Source organism: Thermococcus indicus (assembly GCF_006274605.1).
Taxonomy (GTDB): domain Archaea; phylum Methanobacteriota_B; class Thermococci; order Thermococcales; family Thermococcaceae; genus Thermococcus; species Thermococcus indicus.
This window is the reverse complement of sequence record NZ_CP040846.1, coordinates 58,729-80,596: the sequence shown is the minus strand read 5'-3', so window position 1 is coordinate 80,596 and position 21,868 is coordinate 58,729. Positions and strand designations below refer to the sequence as shown.

30 protein-coding genes and 1 pseudogene are annotated in these 21,868 nt (G+C 57.2%); 10 read left to right on the top strand and 21 right to left on the bottom strand.

The genetic code is table 11. The features are described 5' to 3' along the window. Positions 1-33: 33 nt before the first annotated feature. The gene (eno, locus tag FH039_RS00495; protein WP_139681515.1) at positions 34-1,326 is read right to left on the bottom strand and encodes a phosphopyruvate hydratase; all 1,293 of its coding nucleotides are present in this window, start codon (positions 1,324-1,326) and stop codon (positions 34-36) included. Between the two features lie 114 nt (positions 1,327-1,440). Here eno and FH039_RS00490 point away from each other — a divergent pair, with 114 nt between their 5' ends. From FH039_RS00490 to FH039_RS00475, 4 genes are all read left to right on the top strand, one after another. Further along, the gene (locus FH039_RS00490; RefSeq protein ID WP_139679787.1) at positions 1,441-2,652 is read left to right on the top strand and encodes a CGP-CTERM-anchored Cys-rich protein; all 1,212 of its coding nucleotides are present in this window, start codon (positions 1,441-1,443) and stop codon (positions 2,650-2,652) included. Between the two features lie 30 nt (positions 2,653-2,682). Next, positions 2,683-2,991, top strand: coding sequence for a hypothetical protein (locus tag FH039_RS00485; protein WP_139679786.1), 309 nt, complete (start codon positions 2,683-2,685; stop codon positions 2,989-2,991). A gap of 168 nt (positions 2,992-3,159) precedes the next feature. Beyond that, positions 3,160-3,834, top strand: coding sequence for a deoxyribose-phosphate aldolase (deoC, locus tag FH039_RS00480; RefSeq protein WP_139681513.1), 675 nt, complete (start codon positions 3,160-3,162; stop codon positions 3,832-3,834). Then, positions 3,831-4,115, top strand: a complete 285-nt coding sequence (locus tag FH039_RS00475) for a family 4B encapsulin nanocompartment shell protein (RefSeq protein ID WP_139679785.1) — start codon at positions 3,831-3,833, stop codon at positions 4,113-4,115. Before deoC ends, FH039_RS00475 begins: the two co-directional genes overlap by 4 nt. On the opposite strand, the gene FH039_RS00470 is transcribed toward FH039_RS00475, so the two are convergent. The 6 genes from FH039_RS00470 to FH039_RS00445 all read right to left on the bottom strand — a co-directional run bounded on the left by FH039_RS00470 (position 4,112) and on the right by FH039_RS00445 (position 9,991). Next, positions 4,112-4,711, bottom strand: coding sequence for an ECF transporter S component (locus FH039_RS00470; RefSeq protein ID WP_139681514.1), 600 nt, complete (start codon positions 4,709-4,711; stop codon positions 4,112-4,114). The genes FH039_RS00475 and FH039_RS00470 overlap by 4 nt on opposite strands. Before the next feature lie 91 nt (positions 4,712-4,802). Then, positions 4,803-6,140, bottom strand: a complete 1,338-nt coding sequence (locus FH039_RS00465) for an ornithine aminotransferase (RefSeq protein WP_139681512.1) — start codon at positions 6,138-6,140, stop codon at positions 4,803-4,805. Positions 6,141-6,299: 159 nt separating this feature from the next. Continuing rightward, positions 6,300-7,292 carry a thioredoxin-disulfide reductase gene (trxB, locus tag FH039_RS00460; protein ID WP_139681511.1) on the bottom strand — a complete coding sequence of 331 codons (993 nt, stop codon included), beginning with the start codon at positions 7,290-7,292 and terminating at the stop codon, positions 6,300-6,302. Positions 7,293-7,357: 65 nt separating this feature from the next. Next, positions 7,358-8,203, bottom strand: coding sequence for a hypothetical protein (locus FH039_RS00455; protein WP_139679784.1), 846 nt, complete (start codon positions 8,201-8,203; stop codon positions 7,358-7,360). Positions 8,204-8,248: 45 nt separating this feature from the next. Continuing rightward, on the bottom strand, positions 8,249-8,779 hold the full coding sequence (locus FH039_RS00450; protein WP_139679783.1) for a metal-dependent hydrolase: 531 nt from the start codon (positions 8,777-8,779) through the stop codon (positions 8,249-8,251). A 6-nt stretch (positions 8,780-8,785) separates the two neighbouring features. After that, positions 8,786-9,991, bottom strand: a complete 1,206-nt coding sequence (locus tag FH039_RS00445) for an AAA family ATPase (protein WP_139679782.1) — start codon at positions 9,989-9,991, stop codon at positions 8,786-8,788. Positions 9,992-10,052: 61 nt separating this feature from the next. Here FH039_RS00445 and FH039_RS00440 point away from each other — a divergent pair, with 61 nt between their 5' ends. The 6 genes and pseudogenes from FH039_RS00440 to FH039_RS00415 all read left to right on the top strand — a co-directional run bounded on the left by FH039_RS00440 (position 10,053) and on the right by FH039_RS00415 (position 13,428). Beyond that, positions 10,053-10,538, top strand: a complete 486-nt coding sequence (locus tag FH039_RS00440) for a THUMP domain-containing protein (protein ID WP_139679781.1) — start codon at positions 10,053-10,055, stop codon at positions 10,536-10,538. Positions 10,539-10,571: 33 nt separating this feature from the next. After that, positions 10,572-10,853, top strand: coding sequence for a hypothetical protein (locus FH039_RS12280; protein ID WP_240703230.1), 282 nt, complete (start codon positions 10,572-10,574; stop codon positions 10,851-10,853). A 46-nt stretch (positions 10,854-10,899) separates the two neighbouring features. Then, positions 10,900-12,213 (top strand): RNA-guided endonuclease InsQ/TnpB family protein, encoded by a 1,314-nt coding sequence (locus tag FH039_RS00430; protein ID WP_139679780.1) that lies wholly within the window; start codon positions 10,900-10,902, stop codon positions 12,211-12,213. A 14-nt stretch (positions 12,214-12,227) separates the two neighbouring features. Continuing rightward, a pseudogene (locus tag FH039_RS00425) lies at positions 12,228-12,728 on the top strand (SagB/ThcOx family dehydrogenase); the annotation flags it as partial. Further along, on the top strand, positions 12,721-12,900 hold the full coding sequence (locus FH039_RS00420; protein WP_139679779.1) for a hypothetical protein: 180 nt from the start codon (positions 12,721-12,723) through the stop codon (positions 12,898-12,900). The pseudogene FH039_RS00425 and the gene FH039_RS00420, both read left to right, overlap by 8 nt. A 42-nt stretch (positions 12,901-12,942) precedes the next feature. Then, positions 12,943-13,428, top strand: a complete 486-nt coding sequence (locus tag FH039_RS00415; protein ID WP_394344272.1) for a ferritin-like domain-containing protein — start codon at positions 12,943-12,945, stop codon at positions 13,426-13,428. A gap of 54 nt (positions 13,429-13,482) precedes the next feature. On the opposite strand, the gene FH039_RS00410 is transcribed toward FH039_RS00415, so the two are convergent. The 14 genes from FH039_RS00410 to FH039_RS00345 form a co-directional block, all read right to left on the bottom strand. Further along, positions 13,483-13,980, bottom strand: a complete 498-nt coding sequence (locus tag FH039_RS00410; protein WP_139679778.1) for a 4Fe-4S dicluster domain-containing protein — start codon at positions 13,978-13,980, stop codon at positions 13,483-13,485. Positions 13,981-13,983: 3 nt separating this feature from the next. Further along, positions 13,984-14,874, bottom strand: a complete 891-nt coding sequence (locus tag FH039_RS00405; protein WP_240703229.1) for a respiratory chain complex I subunit 1 family protein — start codon at positions 14,872-14,874, stop codon at positions 13,984-13,986. Between the two features lie 276 nt (positions 14,875-15,150). Next, positions 15,151-16,389: a hydrogenase large subunit gene (locus FH039_RS00400; RefSeq protein ID WP_139679777.1), complete on the bottom strand. Its 1,239-nt coding sequence runs from the start codon at positions 16,387-16,389 to the stop codon at positions 15,151-15,153. Next, positions 16,389-16,943 carry an NADH-quinone oxidoreductase subunit C gene (locus FH039_RS00395; protein WP_139679776.1) on the bottom strand — a complete coding sequence of 185 codons (555 nt, stop codon included), beginning with the start codon at positions 16,941-16,943 and terminating at the stop codon, positions 16,389-16,391. Before FH039_RS00395 ends, FH039_RS00400 begins: the two co-directional genes overlap by 1 nt. Beyond that, positions 16,940-17,386, bottom strand: a complete 447-nt coding sequence (locus tag FH039_RS00390; protein WP_139679775.1) for an NADH-quinone oxidoreductase subunit B family protein — start codon at positions 17,384-17,386, stop codon at positions 16,940-16,942. The genes FH039_RS00395 and FH039_RS00390 overlap by 4 nt, the downstream gene beginning before the upstream one ends. Further along, positions 17,387-17,740: a hydrogenase gene (locus FH039_RS00385; protein ID WP_139679774.1), complete on the bottom strand. Its 354-nt coding sequence runs from the start codon at positions 17,738-17,740 to the stop codon at positions 17,387-17,389. Next, positions 17,737-19,290 (bottom strand): proton-conducting transporter transmembrane domain-containing protein, encoded by a 1,554-nt coding sequence (locus FH039_RS00380; RefSeq protein ID WP_139679773.1) that lies wholly within the window; start codon positions 19,288-19,290, stop codon positions 17,737-17,739. Before FH039_RS00380 ends, FH039_RS00385 begins: the two co-directional genes overlap by 4 nt. Then, positions 19,287-19,652: a sodium:proton antiporter gene (locus tag FH039_RS00375; RefSeq protein ID WP_139679772.1), complete on the bottom strand. Its 366-nt coding sequence runs from the start codon at positions 19,650-19,652 to the stop codon at positions 19,287-19,289. The genes FH039_RS00380 and FH039_RS00375 overlap by 4 nt, the downstream gene beginning before the upstream one ends. After that, complete coding sequence (locus FH039_RS00370; RefSeq protein WP_139679771.1) at positions 19,645-20,112, bottom strand: MnhB domain-containing protein; 468 nt, start codon at positions 20,110-20,112, stop codon at positions 19,645-19,647. Before FH039_RS00370 ends, FH039_RS00375 begins: the two co-directional genes overlap by 8 nt. Next, entirely contained in the window at positions 20,109-20,381 is a 273-nt protein-coding gene (mbhE, locus tag FH039_RS00365; protein WP_139679770.1) for a hydrogen gas-evolving membrane-bound hydrogenase subunit E, read from the bottom strand. Before mbhE ends, FH039_RS00370 begins: the two co-directional genes overlap by 4 nt. Next, complete coding sequence (locus FH039_RS00360; protein WP_014013080.1) at positions 20,378-20,641, bottom strand: hydrogenase subunit MbhD domain-containing protein; 264 nt, start codon at positions 20,639-20,641, stop codon at positions 20,378-20,380. The genes mbhE and FH039_RS00360 overlap by 4 nt, the downstream gene beginning before the upstream one ends. Continuing rightward, the gene (gene mnhG, locus FH039_RS00355; protein ID WP_058939010.1) at positions 20,638-20,991 is read right to left on the bottom strand and encodes a monovalent cation/H(+) antiporter subunit G; all 354 of its coding nucleotides are present in this window, start codon (positions 20,989-20,991) and stop codon (positions 20,638-20,640) included. Before mnhG ends, FH039_RS00360 begins: the two co-directional genes overlap by 4 nt. Further along, on the bottom strand, positions 20,988-21,290 hold the full coding sequence (locus tag FH039_RS00350) for a cation:proton antiporter (RefSeq protein ID WP_139679769.1): 303 nt from the start codon (positions 21,288-21,290) through the stop codon (positions 20,988-20,990). Before FH039_RS00350 ends, mnhG begins: the two co-directional genes overlap by 4 nt. Beyond that, positions 21,287-21,790: a Na+/H+ antiporter subunit E gene (locus FH039_RS00345; RefSeq protein ID WP_139679768.1), complete on the bottom strand. Its 504-nt coding sequence runs from the start codon at positions 21,788-21,790 to the stop codon at positions 21,287-21,289. The genes FH039_RS00350 and FH039_RS00345 overlap by 4 nt, the downstream gene beginning before the upstream one ends. Between the last annotated feature and the right edge of the window lie 78 nt (positions 21,791-21,868).

Genomic DNA, 21,868 nt, shown 5'->3' with positions numbered 1-21,868 from the left:
CACCAAAATTAAGGAAAAGGAATCGAAAAGGAATCAGAGGAACGGGTTGCGGAACTTCCTGCCCGGATAGAGCGCTATGCCCTCGAGCTCCTCCTCTATGCGTATGAGCTGGTTATACTTGGCGTTCCTGTCGCTCCTGGCCGGAGCACCTGTCTTGATCTGGCCGGCGTTGAGGGCGACCGCGAGGTCGGCTATGGTGCTGTCCTCGGTCTCACCCGAGCGGTGGGAGACGACGACGCCGTAGCCGGCCCTGAAGGCCGTGTAGGCGGCATCGATAGCCTCGCTCAGCGTTCCAATCTGGTTGACCTTGAGGAGCAGAGCGTTTGCCGCTCCCATCTCGATGCCCTTCCTTATCCTCTTCGGGTTGGTGACGAAGAGGTCGTCGCCGACTATCTGTATCTTGCCCCCGAGCTCCCTGGTTATCATAGCGAAGCCTTCCCAGTCCTCCTCGTGGAACGGGTCCTCAATTGATACTATCGGGTAGGTTGAGACGAGCTCGCGGTAGAGCTCAAGAAGCTCTCCCCTGTCGTACTCCTTTCCACCGACGACGTACTTGTCCTTGTCCGGGTGGAAGAACTCGCTCGATGCCGCGTCGAGGGCGAAGGCTATCTCGTCGCCGGGCTTGTAGCCGGCCTCCTCGATGGCCTTTATGAGAACCTCGAGCGGCTCGGTGGCTTCCTTCATCGGCGGGGCGAAGCCGCCCTCGTCACCGACGTTGACCGCGTTCTTTCCGTACTTCTCCGCTATGACCTTCTTGAGGACGTGGTAGGTCTCGCTGACCCACATGATGCCCTCCCTGAAGGAGCCGGCCCCAACGGGCATTATCATGAACTCCTGGAAGTCGAGCTCGTTGCCGGCGTGAACGCCGCCGTTGATGACGTTGCTCATCGGAACGGGCATGACGTAGGCGTTGGTTCCGCCGATGTACTGGTAGAGGGGCAGTCCCAAAGCGTTGGCGGCGGCCTTTGCTACCGCCAGAGAAACTCCCAGAATGGCGTTGGCTCCAAGGTTGCTCTTGTTCTCGGTGCCGTCGAGCTCAAGCATGAGGCTGTCTATGTCCCTCTGCCAGGTGACGTCCATACCAACTATCTCGGGCGCGATTATCTTGTTGACGTTCTCAACGGCCCTCCTAACGCCCTTGCCGAGGTAGCGCTTCCCGCCGTCGCGGAGCTCAAGGGCCTCGTGGGTCCCCGTGCTCGCTCCGCTCGGAACTGCAGCACGGCCCATGCTTATCGGCGTGTAGACCTCAACCTCGACGGTCGGGTTTCCCCTGCTGTCGAGTATCTCCCTGGCGACGACTCCGGTTATCTCAAAGGGGTTCTCCATCTCAATCACCTCGGGTGATATTCTCAGTGAGCATATAAAGGTTTTAGCTTCAATCCTGGCCGAAGCGATGGATAGGCGTATATATTTTGGCGCCCTAAACCATCCGGTGGGAAAATGAAGAGAGCGCTTGCCATGGTAATACTCCTGATGTTCACCGTCACCCCTCTCGTGAGAGCGTGCATGACTCCTGCCGATTCCTACGCCGTCGAGGTGGTGCTGAACAAGCCGGGTATAACCAGCGAACTCTGGCGGCTTGAGATAGCACACCACGTTCTCATTGAAAACGACACCTTCGTCTTCCGCTCCCACTACGACAAAAGGCTCTACGTTCTGGTCTGGAATGCCAGCGATGGGCTTCACATCAAAGTTGGGATTCCCGTTGAGTGGAAGACCGAGGACGTCTCGATGGGGTCTTTAAACGTCTCCCTGCTCATCACTCCGGATGTCCTTGAGAGGCTCAAGGACGACGGATGGAGGGTCTCAGACAACACGACCTTTGAGAGAAAAGGTGTTAAGATAACCCTCCTCCCGGTTAAGGGGAGCCAATGCACCTCCGACGCCGACTGCGCCACCGGCGGTTGCTCCGGTGAGGTCTGCGCCCCCAAGGAGGAAGCCCCGAAGATAGTCACCCCATGCGTTTACAAGCCGTGGTATGACTGCCTCTCCCTGACGAGCTGCGGCTGCCTCAACGGCCTCTGCACCTGGAAGCCGGACCCTGCATTCGAGACCTGCCTGAGGGAGCACGGAATCGACCCGTCCAGGGTGGTTCGTGCGGGATACTTTGAGCTAAAGGTTGAGGCCATCGACAAGTCGGATGACGAGGTGAACGTGGCGGTTAAGGACTTCCTTGGCGCTTTCGGGGTCTCTTGCAACTCACCGCTCACCCTGGTTGAGACTGCCGTAACCCGGCTTTCCCCCGCCATAGATCCCTCTGAGGTTAACGCTTCCGAGGCGATAAAAGCCGAGCTGGAGTGGATGAAGGAGCCAGGAATAGTTAACCTGAGCGAGAGGGACGTGGGGGAGATCTCCACGGTGGCCCAGTGGGGCTTTGCCGGCCACAACGGGAGAATAGGATGGTACGAAGGGGCGAACGGGAGTTATGCTTGGATGCCCTACTACAGGAGCCGGAATCCGAGCCTGATAAAGTGCGTCTCCAATGCCTTCCAGTCCTACAACCTCCCCAACGGCACCGCTTACGTCGGTCCGACACTAACCAAGCCTCCTTCCGGAACTCCTACCACGACGTCTGGTTCGACTAAAGGGGAGGTATGCGGGCCCGGGATAGTGGCCCTGCTGGCGTTGCTGGCTGCCCTCGGGAGGAGATGAGCTTTTAAACTTCTCCTCCAACTTTCCCGCATGGACTGGAAGAAACGGTTACGCGAGGATGGTTTCGTCGAGGTCGATGGCTTTCGAATAGAGCTGAGCTTGGACAACACCTTCATGGACCTGGACTACATCCCCAGGGTGCTGTTCTACGACCCGCCAACCGGGAGATGGCACGTCCTCAGGAACCCGATTCCGAGGGGAAATAGCCTTGAGGAGAGCTGGGACAGCGCTGTGGAGGTCCTTTGCAGGATCCTGGAGGGTAAGGAAACGCCGGTGTTCGGCGAGGAGGGAGTTGCGGAGAGGTTTCTCCGTGCGCTTGGGAGGCTGGAGGCTCAATGATGCCCCTTTGAAATTTTCCCAAAAACCTGTATTTTTTCTGTTCTATGGATACGGGACCGGAGATTGCTGGAATTTCAAAACAAAGTCCGCATATTTTCCGGAAGCTTACGCATTTTTGGGGAGAAAAACTCTAAATACATTGGAATGGAGTAGTAACCGGTGATGGGAATGGCTGATCACATCGATGTTGCCAAGTATATCGACCATACGAACCTCAAACCCTACGCTACCGCCGATGACATTAGGAGGCTCTGCGATGAGGCCATTGAGTACGGTTTCTACGCCGTCTGCGTCAACCCTTACCGCGTCAAGCTCGCGAGGGACTATCTCCGCGAGAAGGGTGCCGACGTCAAAGTTGCGAGCGTAATAGGCTTCCCGCTCGGAGCCACCCCCACGGAGGTCAAGGTCTTCGAGGCCGCGAGGGCCCTCGACGACGGTGCCGACGAGCTCGACATGGTCATCAACATAGGCGCCCTCAAGGACGGGGACTACGACTACGTGAAGAGGGACATCGAGGAGGTCGTTAAGGTCGCCCATGAGAGGGGCGCGAAGGTTAAGGTCATCATCGAGACCTGCTACCTCACTGAGGAGGAGAAAGTGAAGGCCTGCGAGCTGGCTAAGGAAGCCGGGGCGGACTTCGTTAAGACCTCCACCGGCTTTGGAACCGGTGGGGCCACGGTTGAGGATGTCAGGCTCATGAGAGAGGTGGTCGGCCCGGAGATGGGGGTCAAGGCCGCCGGAGGCATCAGAACCTACGAGCAGGCTTTAGCTATGATAGAGGCCGGCGCGACGAGGATTGGAACGTCGAGCGGAATAAAGATCGTGGAGGGAGCCCCGAAATGAATGAAGTACGCGACCTCCTGAACAAGGCCATCCAGGAGCTCCGGGAGGAGGGTCTCGAGCCGGACATACTCCTCGTTGGCCCCCGCTTCATCGAGTACGCGGTCGAGCATCTGCGCGAGTGCAGGTTCAAGATATACAAGATAGACGAACTGGGCTACGATGCCGTCGTCGCGGACTCCAGCTACCTTGGCCAGGTGAAGCGCGCCTCAAGGAGGATATCGGTCGAGCCCCTGCTCGTCGAGAACGAGATGTGGGAAGAAATAAGGAAACTGGAGGTTTAGAGGAGGTCCTCTATCTCCGGGTATCTCTTCTTTATCGCCCTGGCAAGGAGAGTGCCCACCAGGACGCCCGTAACCGCTTGGAGCATGTTCACCGGAACCTCCGTGGCGGCAGCGGGGACCCCGTACATGTAGGCCTCGAAGGCAAAGTACCCGGAGACCATTATTATTCCGCCTATCAGGCCCGCTATCACCAGCGTCGAGACGTTGTCGCTCCTCCTGGCGATGTAGCCGATGGCGAGGCCCTCAAGCCCCTTGACGACGAGGGTTATTGGTGCCCATCCCGGATAGCCCGCTATTATGTCACCGAGGGCCGAACCAACGCCGCCCGCGAAGACGCCGATGACGGGGCCAAAGGCCATTGCCGAGAACATGACCATAGTGTCGCCGAAGTTGAGGTAGCCGCCGGTCGCGGGGGTGGCTATCGTTATGAACGCCGTGGTGACGCCCACCACCGCGGCCATCACGGCGGAGAGGGCAAGAACGCTCGCGCTCCTGAACTTCTTCCTGTTCATGAATAGGTACGCGACGTAGAGCAGGGTGACTGTGGCGAGGACGTATGGTCCGTACGGTTTGAGAATCTCGGTCAGCTCAGTCATGTTCACCACCGGGGGTATCTCAAGTTATAACTTTAAAAACTTGACTTTTCGGGATTACCACTCAAGTAAACGGATAAGAAAAGGGAGGAAATCACTGGAGAGCGGCCTTGAGGCTCTCCTCGAATATCTCCATGGCGACGTCTATCTCCTCCTTCTGGATGGTCAGCGGCGGTATGAACCTTATGCTGTTGTCGCCACAGCCAAGGAGTATGAGCCCGCGCTTGACGGCCTCCTTGACAATCCTGTCCCTCAGCTCGGGGTTCTTCTCCTTGGTGTCCTTGCTCTTGACTATCTCGACTGCCTGGGCGAGACCGAGACCCCTCGCATCTCCGATGACCTCGTACTTCTCGAGAAGCTCCTCGAGGCGCTTGTGGAGGTAGTCGCCGACCTCCTGGACGTGCGGGAGGAGCTCCTTGACTATCTCGACGACCTCTATTCCGGCCGCTATTGCAACCGGGTTGCCGCCGAAGGTCGAGGCGTGCCTGCCCGGCTTGTCGAAGGCTATGTCGGCCCTGTGGACGACACCGGCGAGCGGGATTCCGCCGCCTATGGCCTTACCGAACTGGATGGTGTCGGGTGCAACGTCGAAGTGCTCGATGGCCCAGAACTTACCAGTCCTTCCGACGCCCATCTGAACCTCGTCGTCGGCGAGGAGTATGCCGTAGTTGTCGGCGAGCTTCTTGAGCTCCTTGAAGAAGTTCTTCGGCGGGACGACGTAGCCGCCCTCACCCTGTATCGGCTCGAAGACTATGGCTCCAACCTCGTGGGGCGGGACATGCCTGAAGACGTACTCCTCGATGAACTCTATGACTCTGTTAACGAGCTCGTCCGGCTCGGCGTAACCGTCGATGTGCCAGGGGTTCCTGTAGGGGTTCGGGTAGGGTATGTGTTCAACGCCCGGCATGGTTGGGAAGAACCTGTCCTGCTGAACCCACTTGCTGGCGGTAAGCGAGAGAACGGCCTGGCTCCTTCCGTGGAAGGCGTGGTAGAAGGCGATGAACCTCTTCCTGCCGGTGCCGTACTTGACAAGCTTCATCATGGCCTCGTTTGCTTCCGCACCGCTGTTCTGGTAGACGACCTTCTTCGGGAAGTCGCCGGGTGCAAGCTCGGCGAGCTTCTGGGCAAGAACGACCGCGTTCTCGTAGAAGAAGTCGTTCAGCGCGAAGTGGGTGAACTTCTCGGCCTGCCTCTTAACGGCCTCGACGACCCTCGGGTGGGCGTGGCCGACGTTCAGCACGCCGACGCCGCTTCCGAAGTCGTAGAAGGTGTTTCCGTCAACGTCGTAGACGAGGATTCCATCTCCGTGGTCGATGACAATCGGGAGGGTCTCCGGGTCCTGGGTGGTAACTGCGAGGGCTTCAAAGTTCTTTTCGATAACTTCCTTGCCCTTGGGTCCGGGGAGTTCCTTAACGTTCGGCCTAACCACCATGTGCATCACCGGTGTGAGATAGGGGTTCTCCTATATAAGTCTGTGTTCATCGATGAACATTTTTGACCGAAAAATCTTCGGGAGAATCGGAAAATACCTCGATTCCCAAAACGGAAATCCGAAAAACGCCGAGAGAAAAGAACGAAGGGGTGTGGAAAATCACTCCACGACCTTTGAGTTCCACTCGTCGATGAGCTCCTTCGCCGAGTTGGCGGCAATGGCACCCTGACCGACGGCAACGGCGATCTGCTTGAAGACGTTGGTTATATCGCCTGCGGCGAAGATTCCCTTCATCTTCGTGCGCATGTGCATGTCCACCGGGATGTAGCCGTACTCGTCGGTTATGCCGAGGTGCTTGACGAAGTCGGTCTTGGGCTCGTAGCCGATGAAGATGAAGACGCCGTCAACGGGCATCTCGGTCTCCTCGCCTGTGACGCGGTTCTTCAGCTTGACCGCCTCGACCTTGCCGTCGCCCTTAATCTCGGTCACGACGGTGTTGAGTATCGCCGGAATACCGCTCTCCTTGAACCTGTCCTGGAGTATCTTGTCCGCCCTGAACTGGTCGCGCCTGTGGACGAGGGTCACGTCAACGCCTATGCTCTTGAGGTAGAGGGCCTCCTGAAGGGCCGTGTTTCCGCCGCCCACAACGACAACCTTCTTGCCCTTGAAGAGCGGGCCGTCGCAGGTCGCGCAGTAGGAAACGCCCCTTCCGGTGAACTCCTCCTCTCCCGGAACGTGGAGCTTTCTCGGCGCGGCACCGACGGCTATAATTATCGTCTTTGCCTTGTACTCCTTGCCGTTCTTGGTCTTCACCGCGAACTTGCACGGCCCCTCGTAGTAGGCGCACTCAGCGGGGTCTATGCGCGCGACCTCGTCGAAGACTATATCAACGCCGAGGTTCTTGACCTGCTCGTGCATCCTGTTCGTCAGCTCCGAGCCGCTTATCCCCTCGGGGAACCCCGGGTAGTTTTCTATCATGTCGGTCAGCGCCATGTTCCCCCCGAGGTCCTTGCTGAGTATCAGCGTCTCAAGGCCGAAGCGCGCCGCGTATATTGCCGCGGTGAATCCGGCCGGTCCTGCGCCTATGATGAGCACGTCCCAGGTCTTGTTTTCGTACTCTCCTCCGCGTGAGAATCCTCCCAGACTGAACATCTCTCTCACCTCCGGGCTTTCCTAACGTGGACTATTTAAAAGCATTATTGCCCAGTGGTGTGTATTCACACCACGACGTTAATTTCCGGACTGCCCTCAGGGAACCCCTCCTCGGGTTCGATCAGGAGTTCCGTTCCCGCGTGTTCGTCCTGTTTCAGGGGAACGTCCATTGTGAGCAGAACCTCGTATTTTCCGTGTCCCTCCAGAACCCTCCGCGCTCCGAAGGCCTCCCGGAGCTTCCGCGGGTCGCTGACGTTTCTGTCCATCACCAGTATCAGGGGCTTTTCCCAGAACCTTCTCTCAAAATCCTTTTCCCCGCTCCCCCGGACCTCCACGAGCTTCTCCTTTCCCTTCGATTCGGGGTGGATCAGCTCCACCCTGGCCCCCCTGCACTTCGCGACGCTGGTGTAGAGCCTCCCCGAGATCGTTCCCCTCCCCGTCTCCAGCCGCAGGTGGGCGTACTCGTCGTTGTGGGACGTTCCCAGGGAGTTCTCCCCCGCCTCGATTCTGTACGTGGGCAGCACGGGGGATATCAGGGCGTCCCTGAACCTCCCCTCCGCGATAACGTAAACCGGGAGCTCAACCCAGGCGTCGTCGTTTTCACCTATGAAAACGAAGAACCCCTCCGGTTCCAGTTCTATCCTGTCCGAGGTGAACTCTCCCGCGGTCCTGAGTTCCCGCTGCACGGAGTAGTGCCTGTGCTTGGCCCCGATCCATTCCCCTTTCATCCGCAGGGTTCCCCGCAGGAGCCTGGTTTTCTCGGGTAGGAAGAGGGTTCTCCCGTCGATCCTTATGGATGAGGCAAGTTCGGTGCACTTTTTCCTCGCCTTCGCTTCCCTCTCCATATCCATCAGTATGATGCCCAGCATGATGAATATGAAAACGATAAACAGGGCCCCGCCGCCTTCCATGCAACCACCGTAACAAATACGAAGTTAGAAAATAAAAGAGTTTCTCTACAGTAGTGATAGCTCCCCGTCGAGGAGGAGGTGAAGGGCATAGCCGCAGAAGGCCGCGAAGCCGACGTAGAGCCCCTCCCCCGTCGTCATGTTGAGGCCGTACTCCACCAGAACGAACGCCAGGCCCCCATAGACCGCCGCGAAGAGGAATGAGTGAACTATCCCCCTGTGCTTCGGCATCATCCATGTGAAGGCGAACCACGCTATCACGGCGGCGAGGACCGCTATGCCCCATTCCACGGCCATGTTGAGCCAGGGCTCCCCGACGTTTATCGATCCCGCGGCGTTGACGTAGACCGCCCCCCCGACCACCACGCTGACTATCGGCTTCGTCCCGCGGTGGATCAGGGCGTTTGGATGGTCCATGTCGGGCAGGTCGCTCCCCAGGACGTAGAAAGCGTAGCCCAGCACCAGCGCCATCGTCGTGAGGGCGAGTGGGACGCCGTGGGCGGCCGCGAGTCCCGCGGCGGCGACGATGACCGGATAGCTGACTACCCCGCTGAGCACGTGAACGTCGTAGTTGGGCATCGGGCATCACTCTTCCTCGTTCTCGGCCTGCCCTTCCTCGAGGAACTTTCTCACGTACTCGGGAACCTTGTAGTTGCCCTTGGGGTCTCCGACCAGGAAGCCGAGCCTTATGAGCTCGTTGAGCTGGTCGTAAACCTGTATTCCCGGCCTCTTGACGGCCTTGGCCACCTGGATGTAGCTCACCGGCCCGCCGTTGAACTCATAGACTATGGCCTCAACGAGGTCCTTGTACTCCTTCGGAATCCTCGTGAGGTACTCCTCGAGGCTCTTCGGCTCCTCGAGTATGGTGGTCACCACGTAGTCGTCTATGGGGTCGAACTTGTGCTTGGAGGCCTCGCTGAGGACGTAGTGAAGGAGCCTCAGGATCTGCCTCGGGTTGCCCTTTCCGAGCTGGTGTATGAGCTTTATGGCCTCCTCCGTGAAGGGGTAGATTGGATCATCGGTGTCCCGTATCCTCACCTTGTTGAGCCTCTTCTTGACGAGCTCGTAGGTCTCGTCTATGCTCATCGGGCGGAGCTTGAACTCGTAGTGGAGGCGCATGAAGAACGCGGGGAATATCCTGGAGTACTCCTCGTAGGCCTCCGGCACGCAGGCGAATGCGACGATGCAGCCCTTGGGCATGTTGCTGATGAAGTGCCTGAGCATCTCGAAGAACTGTATCTTCTCCCTCTCGCTCGCGCTTCCCATGTTCTCAAGCTCGTCCAGGAGAAGGGCGCAGTAGGGGTATTTGCCCATCTGCTCGGTCAGAAGCTCGGCTATGTCCCTGCTCTTGTACTCGTCCCTGTCGCTCAGCATCTTCTCAAGCCTGTCTATGAATCCGAGCTTCCTTGAGAGGTTCTCGAGGAAAATGTTAGTCCTGCTCTTCGGCGGCTTGAGGGCGTAGAAGATGTCGCGCGTGAGCTTGAGGATGTCGTTCGTGTCAACCTTGACGTATATGGCCTTCCCGTGGTTCTCTTCTATGGCTTTCGCTATGGTCTTGAGCCTCTGGGTCTTGCCCATTCCGAGGGGGCCGACGATGCTCATGGCTATCGAGCTCTTGTTTCCGATAACCTCGGAGATTATCATCTGAAGGCGCATGTCTATCTCCTGATAGACGTGAATGCTCTCGACGTCGCTTATTCCCTCGCTTGCGAGTTGCTCGAAGGGGTTCCGAGAAAGGCCATAAACTTCGTATGACTGGTAGGGATAAAGCTTAAGGCCACCGGCTTCCATTTTAACTCACCGCATAGTTTAGGAACGCGAAATATAAAAACCTGTCCATCGGTGAGCGGAGATGACGATTCTTCTCGTTACGACTCCACAGGGACGCGAGGGCGATGGAATACTCGAACTGGAATGGGCGTTGGGGAAGGTCCGGGTTAGGGGAACGGACTGGCGGGGGGTTCTCCTGGCCGAAACGCCCCTACCGAAGGGCGAAACCCTTGAACGGCTGAAGAACTTCGAGACGCAGGCTATACAGAGGGTCGTTCCCCTCGACCTCATCGTTCCCGCCAGGAGGGAGGAGATTGAAGGGGCCGTCCTTGAACTGGCGGAGAAAATAGACGGAACCTTCGCGGTACGCGCCAAGGTCAGGGGAAATAAGAGGCTCTCCCAGAGGGAGCTTGAGATCGGCCTTGGCTCCCTGGTGGTCGAGCGCTTCGGCCTTGGGGTGAACCTGAGCGACCCGGACTACACCCTCGTGGTTGAGGTCTTTGGAAAGAAGGCCGGCATCGGGCTTGTGCGGAGGGGTGAGCTCCTCCGCTTCGAGGTTGTCGAGTGAAGCCTAAAATAGGATGAAGTCGAATTCATAAACATGAACGTCAAGCGGGTTTCGTACATGGTCATCGCCCTGGTCCTTGTCTCTTCGGTTCTTCTTTTCGTCAAGCCCTACGTTATCTGGAGGGAGGGGGGTGAGAGAATCTCCGGTGAGGTCGTTGTTCTCCCTGAGCCGAGACTGACTGGAGAGATGAGCGTGGAGGAGGCCATAGCAAAGCGAAGGAGCATCCGCTCGTACAGGAACGAGCCCCTGACATTTTTCTTTTCACAAGCTTCATTCTTTAGGGGGTACGATGTTCAGCAAATAGCTTTCAAGTAGGAAAGCAATACTCTTTTAAAGCCTAAGATTCATACCATACTTTAAGATGAAGCGGGCAGTAACGGTTAAACTCCAACCAAGCAAAGAGCAAGAGAAAGCCCTCTTCGAGTTAGCCCACACCACAGCAGTAATCTGGAACAAACTCAACTACCAGAGGCTCAAACAGTTCAAAGAATTCGGCAAAATCGACTTCTCAACAACTGAAAAGGAAGCTTATCACGAGTTCAAAAACTGGATTGGGGGCTCAACAGTTCAACAATTAGCCAGAAAGAACGCTGAAGCGTGGAGAAGTTTCTTCACCCTCAACAGGAAGAAAAAGAAAGGAGAACTTCCCGAATGGTTCAAACCAAAACCGCCAAAATTCGTCAAGGAAAAGAACGGCAGAAAACTCTTCGTAATTCCCCTCAGGAACGACCAGTACAAAATCAAGGGAAACATTATCGAGTTAAGACGTCTTGGCAAATTTAGAAAACTCGAAATCCAGTTCAAGGGCAGAATTCACTTGAAGGGTAAGCAAGGACGCTTAGAAATCACTTACGACTCCGTAAAGAGGAAATGGCATGCTCACATCAGTTTTACGGCAGAGGAAAAACTTGAGGGCGGGGAGTGGATTAAACTTCCAAGAACTCCTAAGGGGAGCCTTTCAGCGGGAATTGATTTGGGAGTTAACAATTTAATGGCTGTTTACGTGGAGAATGGGGAAAGCTTTCTGGTCAATGGAAAACCTTTAAAGAGTATTGATTTTTATTGGAAAAGAAAAATTGCTGATTATCAGTCAAAACTCAACAAGTCAGGAGCTAAAACGAGTAGGAAACTAAAAAGAATGCATGAGAAGGCTAAACTTCAAGCGAAGCACTACATTAACACTGCCGTAAGGCAAACTGTGAGAAGGCTTTACGATTTGGGCGTTTCCAGAATTGTCGTTGGCTATCCGAAGGGAATAGCTCGGAATCCTGAGAAGGGTAGAAAGCAAAACTTTATCCTCTCTCACGTCTGGCGGTTTAATTATGTGATTAAACGTCTCAAAGAAGTTGCAGAAGAGTATGGTATTGCCATTGTGGTTGTGAATGAGGCTTTCACTTCTCAAACTTGCCCTCTCTGTGGCCAACGCCATTCTAACGCTCGTTTTGTTAGGGGTTTATTTAAGTGCCACAGGGAGGGCGTTGTTATGAATGCTGACATCGTTGGTGCCTTCAATATCTTGAAGAAGGTTTCCAAAACCATAACCCCGAGTCTCTCCGCTCTTGCGGGAGGTAGGGGTAATGGGGGGAAGGCCCTCCCCGAGGGGTTCGAAGAACCCTTTTCAAGGGTTGCCCTGATGAGAACCCCTCGAACCTCCCCGCCTTTGGCGAGGGGTTAACCCTTCAGGGCAGGGAGGAGGTCAGCATTGAGCAGCTTTCCCAGCTCCTGTGGGCGGCGCAGGGAATAACGGACCCGAGGAAGTACCGCTCGGCCCCGAGTGCCGGGGCGACCTACCCCTTCGAGGTTTACGTCGTGGTCGGAAACGTCGAGGGCCTCGAAGAGGGGATATACCGATACGACCCGTTCAACCACACGCTGATCCTGGTAAAGACCGGGGACTGGAGGAGGGCCCTCCAGAAGGCCGCGCTGGACCAGTTGTGGGTAGGGAGAGCGGCGGTGGACATCGTTCTCGTGGCGTACTACTCCAGGACGACCTCCTACTATGGGGAAAGGGGCGTCAGGTACATCCACATGGAGGCCGGCCACATAGGCCAGAACATCTACCTCCAGACAACCGCTCTGAACCTTGGGACCGTCGCGGTGGGGGCGTTCTACGATGACCAGGTTGCCGAGATAGTGGGAACGGAAGGCACTCCCATGTACATCTTCCCGGTGGGTGTTCCAAATGGTTAGCCTCGACCACTACACCCTGGGCTATCTGAGCTTTGCCCTCATGAGCCTCGCCATGCTGAGCGGGGCCCTGATATTCCTTTCAAAGCGCAGGGAAGCATGGATAAAGGTCCACATCGTCATCAGCGTGATAGCTTACTTTCTGATGTTCCTGACGATATGGCTGGTTAGGTGAGCCGAAAGCTTATTAGGTCCCCGAGGCTATCCGTACGGGGGGATGGGAATGTACGACGTTCACGAGGTCGTTGAGGCCCTTTCAAAGCTGAGTTACAGGGACGCCCTGGCCTACTGGATAGAGGGCGAGAAGGAGGAGGCGGAATTCTACCGCGAGCTCGCGGGACGCGCGAGAAACCTCGGTCTTGGAGAGGAGCTTGTGAAAACCTTCGAGAAGCTGGCAGAGGACTCGTTGAACCACGCCACCGAGCTCGAGGCCCGGTTCAGGGAGACCTACGGGGACGCTCCGAGGAGCGACCTTCCCCCGCTCGAGGTTCTTCCGGTTCTCGATGAGTTCGAGAGGGCTGACCAGCTTGAGGAGGTTCTTAAGGCCGCGATGGAGAGCGAGCTGATAGCCCACGAATCCTACAAGCTGCTCGCGGAGAGGGTTGATGACGAGCGGCTGAGGGAGCTCTACTCCAAACTGGCCGAAGTTGAGCGGGGGCACTATGAGCTACTGAGGCAGAGGTACGGGGAACTGAAAAACTGACCTCCTCCCCGCCCTGAAGGGCGAGGCTTTCGGAAGAAAAAAGTGAAGAATAACTCAAACTTTTTCTTCCGTTTGAACAGTGCCTTCAGCTTCTTTTTCGAACATCTCCTTCGCCTCCGGCGGTTCCTCGATGAGGTTGTCGCTGTACTTGTCGTAGTCGGCTATGAGGAACTCCTCGCTCATCCTAAGTGCCTTGACGGCCTTCTCCTCGCCCGGGAACTTCTTGCCTGGGCAGACGTCAACGCAGAGGGCGCAGAACATGCAGCGCGAGACGTAGTGCCGTATCTTCTTGAGCTCCGGAATCCACTCCATAGCGTCAGCGGGACAGACCATTATGCACAGCCTGCAGCCTATGCACCTCTCCGGGTCGTAGAGGAGCTTGCCCCTGAACCCTTCGGGAACCGGAACGGGTGGGTTTATCTGCACCTCTCCCTTCTGGACCTTCTCTATTAACGCCGTGACGTTAGCGGGAGCATGCTTAACCGGGAAGGGGTTGGTGGCGGGCTTTTTGACGAGCTGCTTGAGGAGGACGAACATCATCTTGTTTACCATGCATCACACCCCCAACCATACCAGCGCGAGCCCGACGAGAGCGATTATGTTGACGTAGACCCAGAACACCATGGACGCCTGCTCTATCCTGAACCTTGCGAACGATGTCCTGACCAGCGTTATCGCCAGCAGGTAGATGACCATGACCTTGAAGAGGAACCACAGGGCTTCGACGACGTAGTAGGGCGTTCCCGTTAGGTTCAGGTTGAGCATGCTCGTCAGCGTGAACGGGAAGAACAGCACCACCTCCAGCGCTGCCATGGCGAAGCCCCTGACCGCGTCCGAGAGGTAGAACAGTGCCAGGTTCCTCCCACTGTACTCTGCGAGCATACCCTCACATATCTCCGTCTCAGCCTCTGCGATGTCGAAGGGCAGTTTCGCCAGCTCGGCCGGCGTGACTACGAGCAGTGCTATGAAGAGCAGCAGCACGCCCATGGCCGCGAGCGGACCCGCGACGCCCCACACCGGTGTGCTAGCTATGGTCGTCAGCGAGAAGCTCTTGTAGAGCACGGCGAAGCCGACTATAACCGTCGCCAGCGGCATCTCGTAGCTCATCATGAGCACCATTTCCCTCTGCGCACCCACCGAGGAGAACGGGCTTCCCGATGCAAAGCCGCCTATGGCCATTGCCAGCGACTGGAGGGTTAGCAGGTAGAGTATGACTACCAGGTCTCCGTAGCCCTCGAGCGGAGCCTTGAGCACTCCGAAGGGTATGTAGAGGAGCAGGGTCATCGAGGCCGCGAAGGAAACTATCGGCATGGCGTTGAATATCCACGCTATTGCGTTCTCTGGAACTACCGTTTCCTTGAGGAGCAGCTTGCCAACGTCCCAGAACGGCTGCCTTATGGGCGGCCCTATCCTGGAGGTCAGCCTGGCCGAGACGCGCCTGTCCACACCCTTGTAGACCAGCCCGAGGAAGACCCCAGCACGGGGAAGGTGAACGCGTAAATAAGGGTCTCGGGGGTCATGCCCTCACCCCCTCAGCCCTTGCTTGCGCAAGCGCTGGCGGAATGTCGTTAACTCTAAAACTGACTTTTCCGCTGGGGGGTGCCTCAATAGTGTTCATTGTCCATTTGCTCACTCTTAAAGTGCGTCCTCCGGACGCAGGATGGGTGTGAGCCTCACGAATGGCCTTGCTTCCCGTGCACCCCTCATGAAGAATGCTGCCATTCATTCTCTCACCCCCAGCTCTTCCCTAAGCTTCCTTGTTTTTTCAACCGCCTTCAGGTGCAGCGTCGCCGGGTCGATTATCCTGCCGTTTTCGTCCCTTACCACCGCGACCCTGTCGTTGCAGCACATGCACGGGTCTATGTAGGCGACGACTATCGGTATGTCGGCCACCTCGGCACCGAGCAGGAGCGGCCCCCACGTGTTGATGTTGTTGTAGCTCGGGGCTATTACCTTCCAGACGACCGGTCCGTCGCGCTTGTTGCCGTACTTGAAGTAGTGGATGACCTCACCGCGCGGCGCCTCGTGCATGCCTATCGCTTCCCCTTCGCTCCTCCTTATCTTTGCCAGAAGCGCCACGTAGTTCGGAATGGCCATTATCTTGCCCTCTGGCATCCCCTCGAGGCAGAACTCGATTATGTCGAGGCTCTGCTCTATCTCGTATATCCTGACGAGGGTGATGTCGTAGGCATCGCCCCTGGCCTCGCCGACTATGTCCTGGGGAACCACCGCCCTGACTCCGATGTCTGCGTAGGCGTCGTAGGGGTTGTCCTGCCTGACGTCCATCCGCAGTCCGGCCGCCCTGGCAACGGGCCCGCATACGTTGAGCTTCTTCGCCATATCTCTGGAGAGCTGTGCCACTCCCCGCGTCCTGGCCTTGTAAACCGGGTCCGCCAGGAAAACGTCCTTCATCTCCTCCGTGAATATCCTGTAGTAGTTTATCATGTCCTTTATTGCCTTCGCCTGGCTTTCCGTTATGTCCCTCCTGACGCCGCCTATCATGAACACGGAGTAGTTTATCCTGTTCCCGGTCAGGAGCTCCAGGATGTCGAGGACCTTCTCCCTACCCTTCCACGTCCAGAACAGGAGGGAGTCGAAGCCCATCTCGTGCGCAACCACGCCGAGCCAGAGTATGTGGCTGTGAATCCTCTCCAGCTCGGCTATTATTGTCCTTATGTACTGGGCCCTCGGCGGGGCCTCTATTCCCAGGGCCTTTTCGCTTCCTATGACGAAGGCGTAGGGGTGCGATATCGAGCAGATTCCGCATATTCTCTCCGAGAGGTAGAGGGTCTGGATGGCGTTCCTCTTCATGCCCATGTACTCTATTCCCCTGTGGGCAAAGCCCCTCTTGACGTCCACCTCGACTATCCTCTCGCCCTCGACCTTGGCCTCGACCCTTATGGGCTCCTTCAGCGCCGGGTGAATCGGGCCGACTGGAACGTAGTACTGGGTTTTCGCCATCACTCACCCCTCCTTATCTCGTTCACGCTCTTGTGGGTGTGCTTCACCATGTCCTCCACGCCGTACTCGTCCTTCCTCCAGGGATACTTGCCCTCCGGCCAGTCGTCGGGCAGGAAGAGGTGCCGCTTGTTCTTCAGTCCCTCGAATTCAACGCCTAGCATTTCCCTAATCTCGCGCTCGTTGGTCTCAGCACCGGGCATCAGGTCGGTTATCGTCGGCAGGACTAGGCTATCCTTCGGAAGGTTGAAGCGCATGGTGACGCTGAGCTCCCCCCAGGGAATGGCCCAGAACAGGCCGAAGGAGTAGACCATCCTCAGGGAGTCGCCTCCGTCATCCTCTCCGGTTATGAAGTGCAGGTGCGGGTAGTCAAGCTCGAACATGACTTCGACGGCTCTCCTGAAGGCCTTCGGGTCTATCTCTATCCAGAGCTCCCTGTACGTCCTCTTCCTCCTGACGCCCATCGTGTACTCCCTGACCTCGTGGGAGAGCAAGGCCTCACCGAGCGCCTCCTGGAGCCTCTTGAGGACCTCTTCCACGCTCATTGGTTCCCTCATCCTTTCTTCCCCTCCAGCTCCTTTTCCAGCTTCTCTATCTTAAGCCAGGCCTTCACAACGCCGTCTATTATCGCCTCGGGCCTCGGGGGGCAGCCGGGAACGTAGACGTCCACGGGGATTATCTCGTCTATCGGGCCGGCTATGTTGTAGGAGTCGTAGAACACTCCCCCGCTGGTTCCGCAACAGCCTATGACAACGACCGCCTTCGGGTCGGGCATCTGCTCGTATATGCGCCTCAGCTTATCTGCGAAGTCCCTTGGAATGGCTCCGGTAACGAGGAGCACATCCGCGTGCCTTGGGCTTCCGACGAGTTTGATTCCAAAGCGCTCCACGTCGTAGCGCGGCGTCAACGCGGCTATGATCTCGATATCGCAGGCGTTACAGCTCCCTCCAGAGGCATGGAAAACCCAGAGGGAGCGTTTAAAGTTGGTCAGCTTCCCCATTCACACACCCCCCACGAGGACGAACAGGATCACGGCACCGAGCCCGAGGTACCAGAGGATGTAGTCCCTGACGTCTCCGGTGTGCATTCTCATGAGGGCGTTGTAGTAGCCCTTGAGCGCCTCGATGAAGCCCCAGTATATGTCCCCCGCCCTTACGCGGATTTCCTCCACGTCCTCAACCTCGTTGCCGCTCAGGAAGGGTTTCACCTGGTCGGTGTTCGGCTTGTAGCTCCTGTTTCCGCGGGAGTAGATTAGGTAGCCGATGAGCGCGAAGACGATGAGGAACGCCAGCCAGACTATCGGGTTCCAGAAGCCCGACGGCGAGTTCAGCGTAAGGCTCTCAATCCACGTCATAGTATACCACCCCACGTCTGGTAGCTGCCCAGCTTCAGCAGCGCGTCAACTGCCGGGTACACCAGCTTGTCCAGCACCACGTTCGGGAACAGACCGAAGAGCAGACACAGCGCCGCCAGGATGAGCATCGCCACCACCATGCTCCTTGGGACCTCCTTTACCTCCTCGTACTTCTTGACCGGCGGTCCGAGGAAGGCTGAAGCGAATACCTTGACGAACGAAGCCAGCGTCAGCACGCTGGTGACCATTGCGAATATCGCGAATATCGGGCTCAGCTGGTAGGACGTCTCGTAGATGAGGAATTTGCTCGCGAAGCCGTTGAAGGGCGGAATTCCCGATATTGCCGCGGCACCGACTATGAAGGCTATCGTGGTGTAGGGCATCTTCCTGGCTAAGCCGCCCATCTCGTTGAGATTCCTCGTTCCGGTCACGTAGAACAGCGCTCCCGCGGTCATGAGGAGGAGGCTCTTGTAGATGATGTGGTTGATTATGTGGAATATACCTCCGGCCATGGCGTCCCTTCCAAAGGCGGCGAGCTTTGCCGGGTCGTTGAGGACTGCCAGACCAACGCCGACTCCGAGGAGCATGTAGCCTGTCTGCGAAATCGCGTGGTAGCTCATGAGCCTCTTGACGTCCTTCTGGACGAGGGCCATCGTAACGCCGATGAACATTGTGAGCACTCCGAGGACGCACATTATCCAGCCGACGCTGCTCATTCCCGAGCTGACCTTTCCGAAGAGGCTGAAGCTCACCCTGAAGAGGGCGTAGAGGCTCGCGTAGGTCGCCACCAGCAGCGTGGGGTTGATTCCCGAGGGGACCTCGGTGTACGCGTCTGGAACCCAGTGGTGCGTCGGCACCGAACCGCACTTCATCGCGAAGGACGTGAAGAGTATTCCTAGGGCGATTACGTCAACGGTGTTGAACCCTATCTGGGTGCTCAGGTAGGCTATGTTGAGGTTTCCGTACTGGCCGTAGAGCAGGCCGATTGAGAACAGCACCATCAGCGAAGCGATTGCGCTGACTATGAGGTACTTGATTCCGGCCTCGCTTGCCTCACCGCGATAGTTCCTGAAGCCGACAAGCGCTGAACCGGCTATTCCGGCTATCTCAAGGAACACGAAGAGGTTGAACAGGTCTCCCGTCAGGACCATGCCGAGGATTCCGACCTCGAGGAGGAGAAGCAACGCGTAGTACTTCTCAAGGCCCGTCTCGTTCCTCACATGGCTGTAGGAGTACATCGCTCCGATGAAGCTCATGAGCGTTGCGGAGAGCGCCATGAAGGCCCCTATCGCGTCGACCTCGAATATTATCCTTATCGGAACCCTGTATCCGGAGGGCAGAACGAGGGTCGGCTTGTCCGCCCCGAAGACGTACACCATCATTCCCTGGGCGAGCACCTCCCTGACGAGGAGGAGCGCCATCCCCAGCGTCACGCCGGTGATTATCACCGCCCAGACTGCTGGAGCACTGCCCTTTTTCTTCAGCAGGGGAGCCACGAACGCCCCGAAGAGGGGCACGGCTATCATGAGTGCAGGCAGGTGCTCGATCATCCTTTCAGCCTCCTGACCTTTGTAACGTCAAGGGTTCCGTAGTGGTGGTAGATGTTGACGGCGAAGGCCAGCATCAGGGCCGAGACGGCGACACCTATGACGATGCTCGTCAGAGTGAGTGCCTGAGGCGTCGGCAGAACCATGTTGTTGACCGCATCCTTCGGTGCCATGGTGTATATCGGAGCGTAGGCGCCTTTAACGTAGCCAAGGGCTATTAGAAACAGGTTGACGGCTCCCTCAAGGATTTCAATGCCTATGACGACCTTGATGAGGTTCCTCTTGAATCCTATCGTGTAGAACCCCACCGCCAGCAGGAGCGCCACGACTATGAAGGGGAGGTTGACTAGAATCACGTTATTCATCCTTCCTCACCCCCAGGAGGAGGTAGAACACCAGGATTATGCTGGTTAATCCGGCCAAAACCTTCGTTCCGACGAATATGTTCATGTACGGCAGCGTTCCGCCCGTGTTTAGGTAGCCGGGGTTTATCCCTAGAGGGGTCGGGTCTCCGAAGAGCGGGAACCTGCTGTTGGCTATGACGTTCCTGAAGAACGTGTACCCCATGAAGCCGAGGGTGGCCACTCCCAGAAAGCCGAGGGCGCCGATGCTCTCGAAGGCGCTCAAGGGCACCTTCTTGAACCGCTCCCTTATCACCCTGTCCTCGCACGCGACTATGAGGAGTGCCAGGCCGCTGGCGAAGACGGCTCCTCCCTGGAAGCCGCCTCCCGGCGTAAGGTGACCGTGGAGGATGATGTAGGCTCCGAACGTCAGTATGAGCGCCGTCAGGTACCTGGTGGTTGTCTTGATGATTAGCGTCGTCATGCTTTCACCTCCCTCCTTCTGAGGGCCATCAGCACGCCCGCAACAGCGGTGAACAGTACCGTGGCCTCTCCGAGGGTATCGAAACCCCTGTAGTCGAAGACTATGCTGGTGACGACGTTGTTTGACGATGCCTCCCCCTGTGCATGCTCGATAAAGTAGGAGTCCATCTCCGTGTGGACTGGCTCACCGAAGGGCCTGAGGCTCGCCGCGGCCACGAGGAGGAACAGCGTGAAGCCTATGAACGCGAAGAGGCCGAGGGCTCTCCTCATTCTATCACCTCCTCGTCGGTGGTTTTCTTGATCGCCAGCAGGTACATGGCGGTCGTGAGGCACGCTCCAACTCCCGCCTCCGCTATCGCGACGTCGGGTGCCTGCAGTATGTAGAACTCCAGCGAGAGTATCAGGCTGAACACCGCCATCGCGATGACGGCTGAGACCAGGTTCTTGAACCTCACCGCCGCTATGGCTGCTATCAGAAGCCCCAGCCCCACCATGGCCTGAAGCACCCAGAAGAGCTCCTCGAAGTTCATAGGCGACCCTCCAGCTCGTCTATAACCGCCCCGTGGGGCCGTATGCCCGACTTCCTCGCGGCCCTCCCGATGGCGTGGGCTCCAACGGGGTTGGTGAGCACCAGGAATATGACCACCAGGGCCGAGTGTATCCCTATGGTTATCCAGGATGGGTCCCTCTCCACCCAGAAGTAGCTGTATATCGAGTACGTGACGGCGGCCAGGACTATGAATATCGTGCCGAAGGTCGTGCACTTGGTTGCCGCGTGTATCCTTGTGTAGACGTCGGGGAAGCGGAGGATGCCAACGCTGGCCAGAAGGTTGAAGAACACGCCGATGGCCAGGAATGCCGCTATCAGCCACTCTATCATGCCGCCTCTCCCTCCTCGCATTCGCATGCAATTCCCACCCTCTTCTTGACCAGGTAGCGGGCTATGTAGAGGGTCGCGATGTAGCTCAGAACCGCGTAAACCAGCGCGACGTCTATGAAAACCGCCTGTCTGGTTACCACGCCGTAGATGACCATGGCACCGGCAGTTGTCGTCGTCATGGAATCAAGGGCCACCGCCCTGTCCGGAATCGTTGGCCCCGCAAGAAGCCTTATGAGCGTCAGCATGGCCGAGAACAGCAGCAGTATCAGCGCCCACATGAATGCCCCATCGACCGTCATTCTCCAATCCTCCTTGCCCATTTTGGAAGGTACCCGCACAGCTCCTCCGGGGTGGGCTTCTCCTTTCCGGGCGGCACGTTTATCCAGTGAACGTAGAAGTTGCCTTCTTCGTCTATCTCCAGCGTGAAGGTTCCAGGGGTCAGTGTTATCGAGTTGGCCAGGAGAGTCCTGCTCTCATCCCTGGTCAGGTCCGGGGATATCTTGACTATCCCCGGTCTTATCTTGCCGGTTATGACGCGGTAGGCGACGTCAATGTTCGCCTTGGCCATGGCGAAGAAGAACGGCCCTATGGCGTAGATTATTAGGAGTAACCATCTCCTTGGGCTGAAGAAGTAGCCCACCTTTTCGTCCATGACGTCCTTTGTGGCGTAGCCGATGATGGCCGCTATTACTATCCCTGCAACCAGCTCCCCGGGGCTCCAGGCGATGACATTGCCGGAACCCGCTGTGAGGAGCAGATAGACGATAAGGGACCACAGGAACGGTGCGGCAAACCCCATTTTCCCACCTCAACTTTAGGTTTTAAACCCTATTCGGGCCTATTTTCCCGAAATCTCAATTATGAATTGGCTAAATTT

Bases quoted from the DNA above. Each gene is read 5' to 3' on its own strand.
- eno (WP_139681515.1), bottom strand. From the start codon at position 1,326: ATGGAGAACCCCTTTGAGATAACCGGAGTCGTCGCCAGGGAGATACTC.
- FH039_RS00490 (WP_139679787.1), top strand. From the start codon at position 1,441: ATGAAGAGAGCGCTTGCCATGGTAATACTCCTGATGTTCACCGTCACC.
- FH039_RS00485 (WP_139679786.1), top strand. From the start codon at position 2,683: ATGGACTGGAAGAAACGGTTACGCGAGGATGGTTTCGTCGAGGTCGAT.
- deoC (WP_139681513.1), top strand. From the start codon at position 3,160: ATGGCTGATCACATCGATGTTGCCAAGTATATCGACCATACGAACCTC.
- FH039_RS00475 (WP_139679785.1), top strand. From the start codon at position 3,831: ATGAATGAAGTACGCGACCTCCTGAACAAGGCCATCCAGGAGCTCCGG.
- FH039_RS00470 (WP_139681514.1), bottom strand. From the start codon at position 4,711: ATGACTGAGCTGACCGAGATTCTCAAACCGTACGGACCATACGTCCTC.
- FH039_RS00465 (WP_139681512.1), bottom strand. From the start codon at position 6,140: ATGGTGGTTAGGCCGAACGTTAAGGAACTCCCCGGACCCAAGGGCAAG.
- trxB (WP_139681511.1), bottom strand. From the start codon at position 7,292: ATGTTCAGTCTGGGAGGATTCTCACGCGGAGGAGAGTACGAAAACAAG.
- FH039_RS00455 (WP_139679784.1), bottom strand. From the start codon at position 8,203: ATGGAAGGCGGCGGGGCCCTGTTTATCGTTTTCATATTCATCATGCTG.
- FH039_RS00450 (WP_139679783.1), bottom strand. From the start codon at position 8,779: ATGCCCAACTACGACGTTCACGTGCTCAGCGGGGTAGTCAGCTATCCG.
- FH039_RS00445 (WP_139679782.1), bottom strand. From the start codon at position 9,991: ATGGAAGCCGGTGGCCTTAAGCTTTATCCCTACCAGTCATACGAAGTT.
- FH039_RS00440 (WP_139679781.1), top strand. From the start codon at position 10,053: ATGACGATTCTTCTCGTTACGACTCCACAGGGACGCGAGGGCGATGGA.
- FH039_RS12280 (WP_240703230.1), top strand. From the start codon at position 10,572: ATGAACGTCAAGCGGGTTTCGTACATGGTCATCGCCCTGGTCCTTGTC.
- FH039_RS00430 (WP_139679780.1), top strand. From the start codon at position 10,900: ATGAAGCGGGCAGTAACGGTTAAACTCCAACCAAGCAAAGAGCAAGAG.
- FH039_RS00420 (WP_139679779.1), top strand. From the start codon at position 12,721: ATGGTTAGCCTCGACCACTACACCCTGGGCTATCTGAGCTTTGCCCTC.
- FH039_RS00415 (WP_394344272.1), top strand. From the start codon at position 12,943: ATGGGAATGTACGACGTTCACGAGGTCGTTGAGGCCCTTTCAAAGCTG.
- FH039_RS00410 (WP_139679778.1), bottom strand. From the start codon at position 13,980: ATGGTAAACAAGATGATGTTCGTCCTCCTCAAGCAGCTCGTCAAAAAG.
- FH039_RS00400 (WP_139679777.1), bottom strand. From the start codon at position 16,389: ATGGCGAAAACCCAGTACTACGTTCCAGTCGGCCCGATTCACCCGGCG.
- FH039_RS00395 (WP_139679776.1), bottom strand. From the start codon at position 16,943: ATGAGGGAACCAATGAGCGTGGAAGAGGTCCTCAAGAGGCTCCAGGAG.
- FH039_RS00390 (WP_139679775.1), bottom strand. From the start codon at position 17,386: ATGGGGAAGCTGACCAACTTTAAACGCTCCCTCTGGGTTTTCCATGCC.
- FH039_RS00385 (WP_139679774.1), bottom strand. From the start codon at position 17,740: ATGACGTGGATTGAGAGCCTTACGCTGAACTCGCCGTCGGGCTTCTGG.
- FH039_RS00380 (WP_139679773.1), bottom strand. From the start codon at position 19,290: ATGATCGAGCACCTGCCTGCACTCATGATAGCCGTGCCCCTCTTCGGG.
- FH039_RS00375 (WP_139679772.1), bottom strand. From the start codon at position 19,652: ATGAATAACGTGATTCTAGTCAACCTCCCCTTCATAGTCGTGGCGCTC.
- FH039_RS00370 (WP_139679771.1), bottom strand. From the start codon at position 20,112: ATGACGACGCTAATCATCAAGACAACCACCAGGTACCTGACGGCGCTC.
- mbhE (WP_139679770.1), bottom strand. From the start codon at position 20,381: ATGAGGAGAGCCCTCGGCCTCTTCGCGTTCATAGGCTTCACGCTGTTC.
- FH039_RS00360 (WP_014013080.1), bottom strand. From the start codon at position 20,641: ATGAACTTCGAGGAGCTCTTCTGGGTGCTTCAGGCCATGGTGGGGCTG.
- mnhG (WP_058939010.1), bottom strand. From the start codon at position 20,991: ATGATAGAGTGGCTGATAGCGGCATTCCTGGCCATCGGCGTGTTCTTC.
- FH039_RS00350 (WP_139679769.1), bottom strand. From the start codon at position 21,290: ATGACGGTCGATGGGGCATTCATGTGGGCGCTGATACTGCTGCTGTTC.
- FH039_RS00345 (WP_139679768.1), bottom strand. From the start codon at position 21,790: ATGGGGTTTGCCGCACCGTTCCTGTGGTCCCTTATCGTCTATCTGCTC.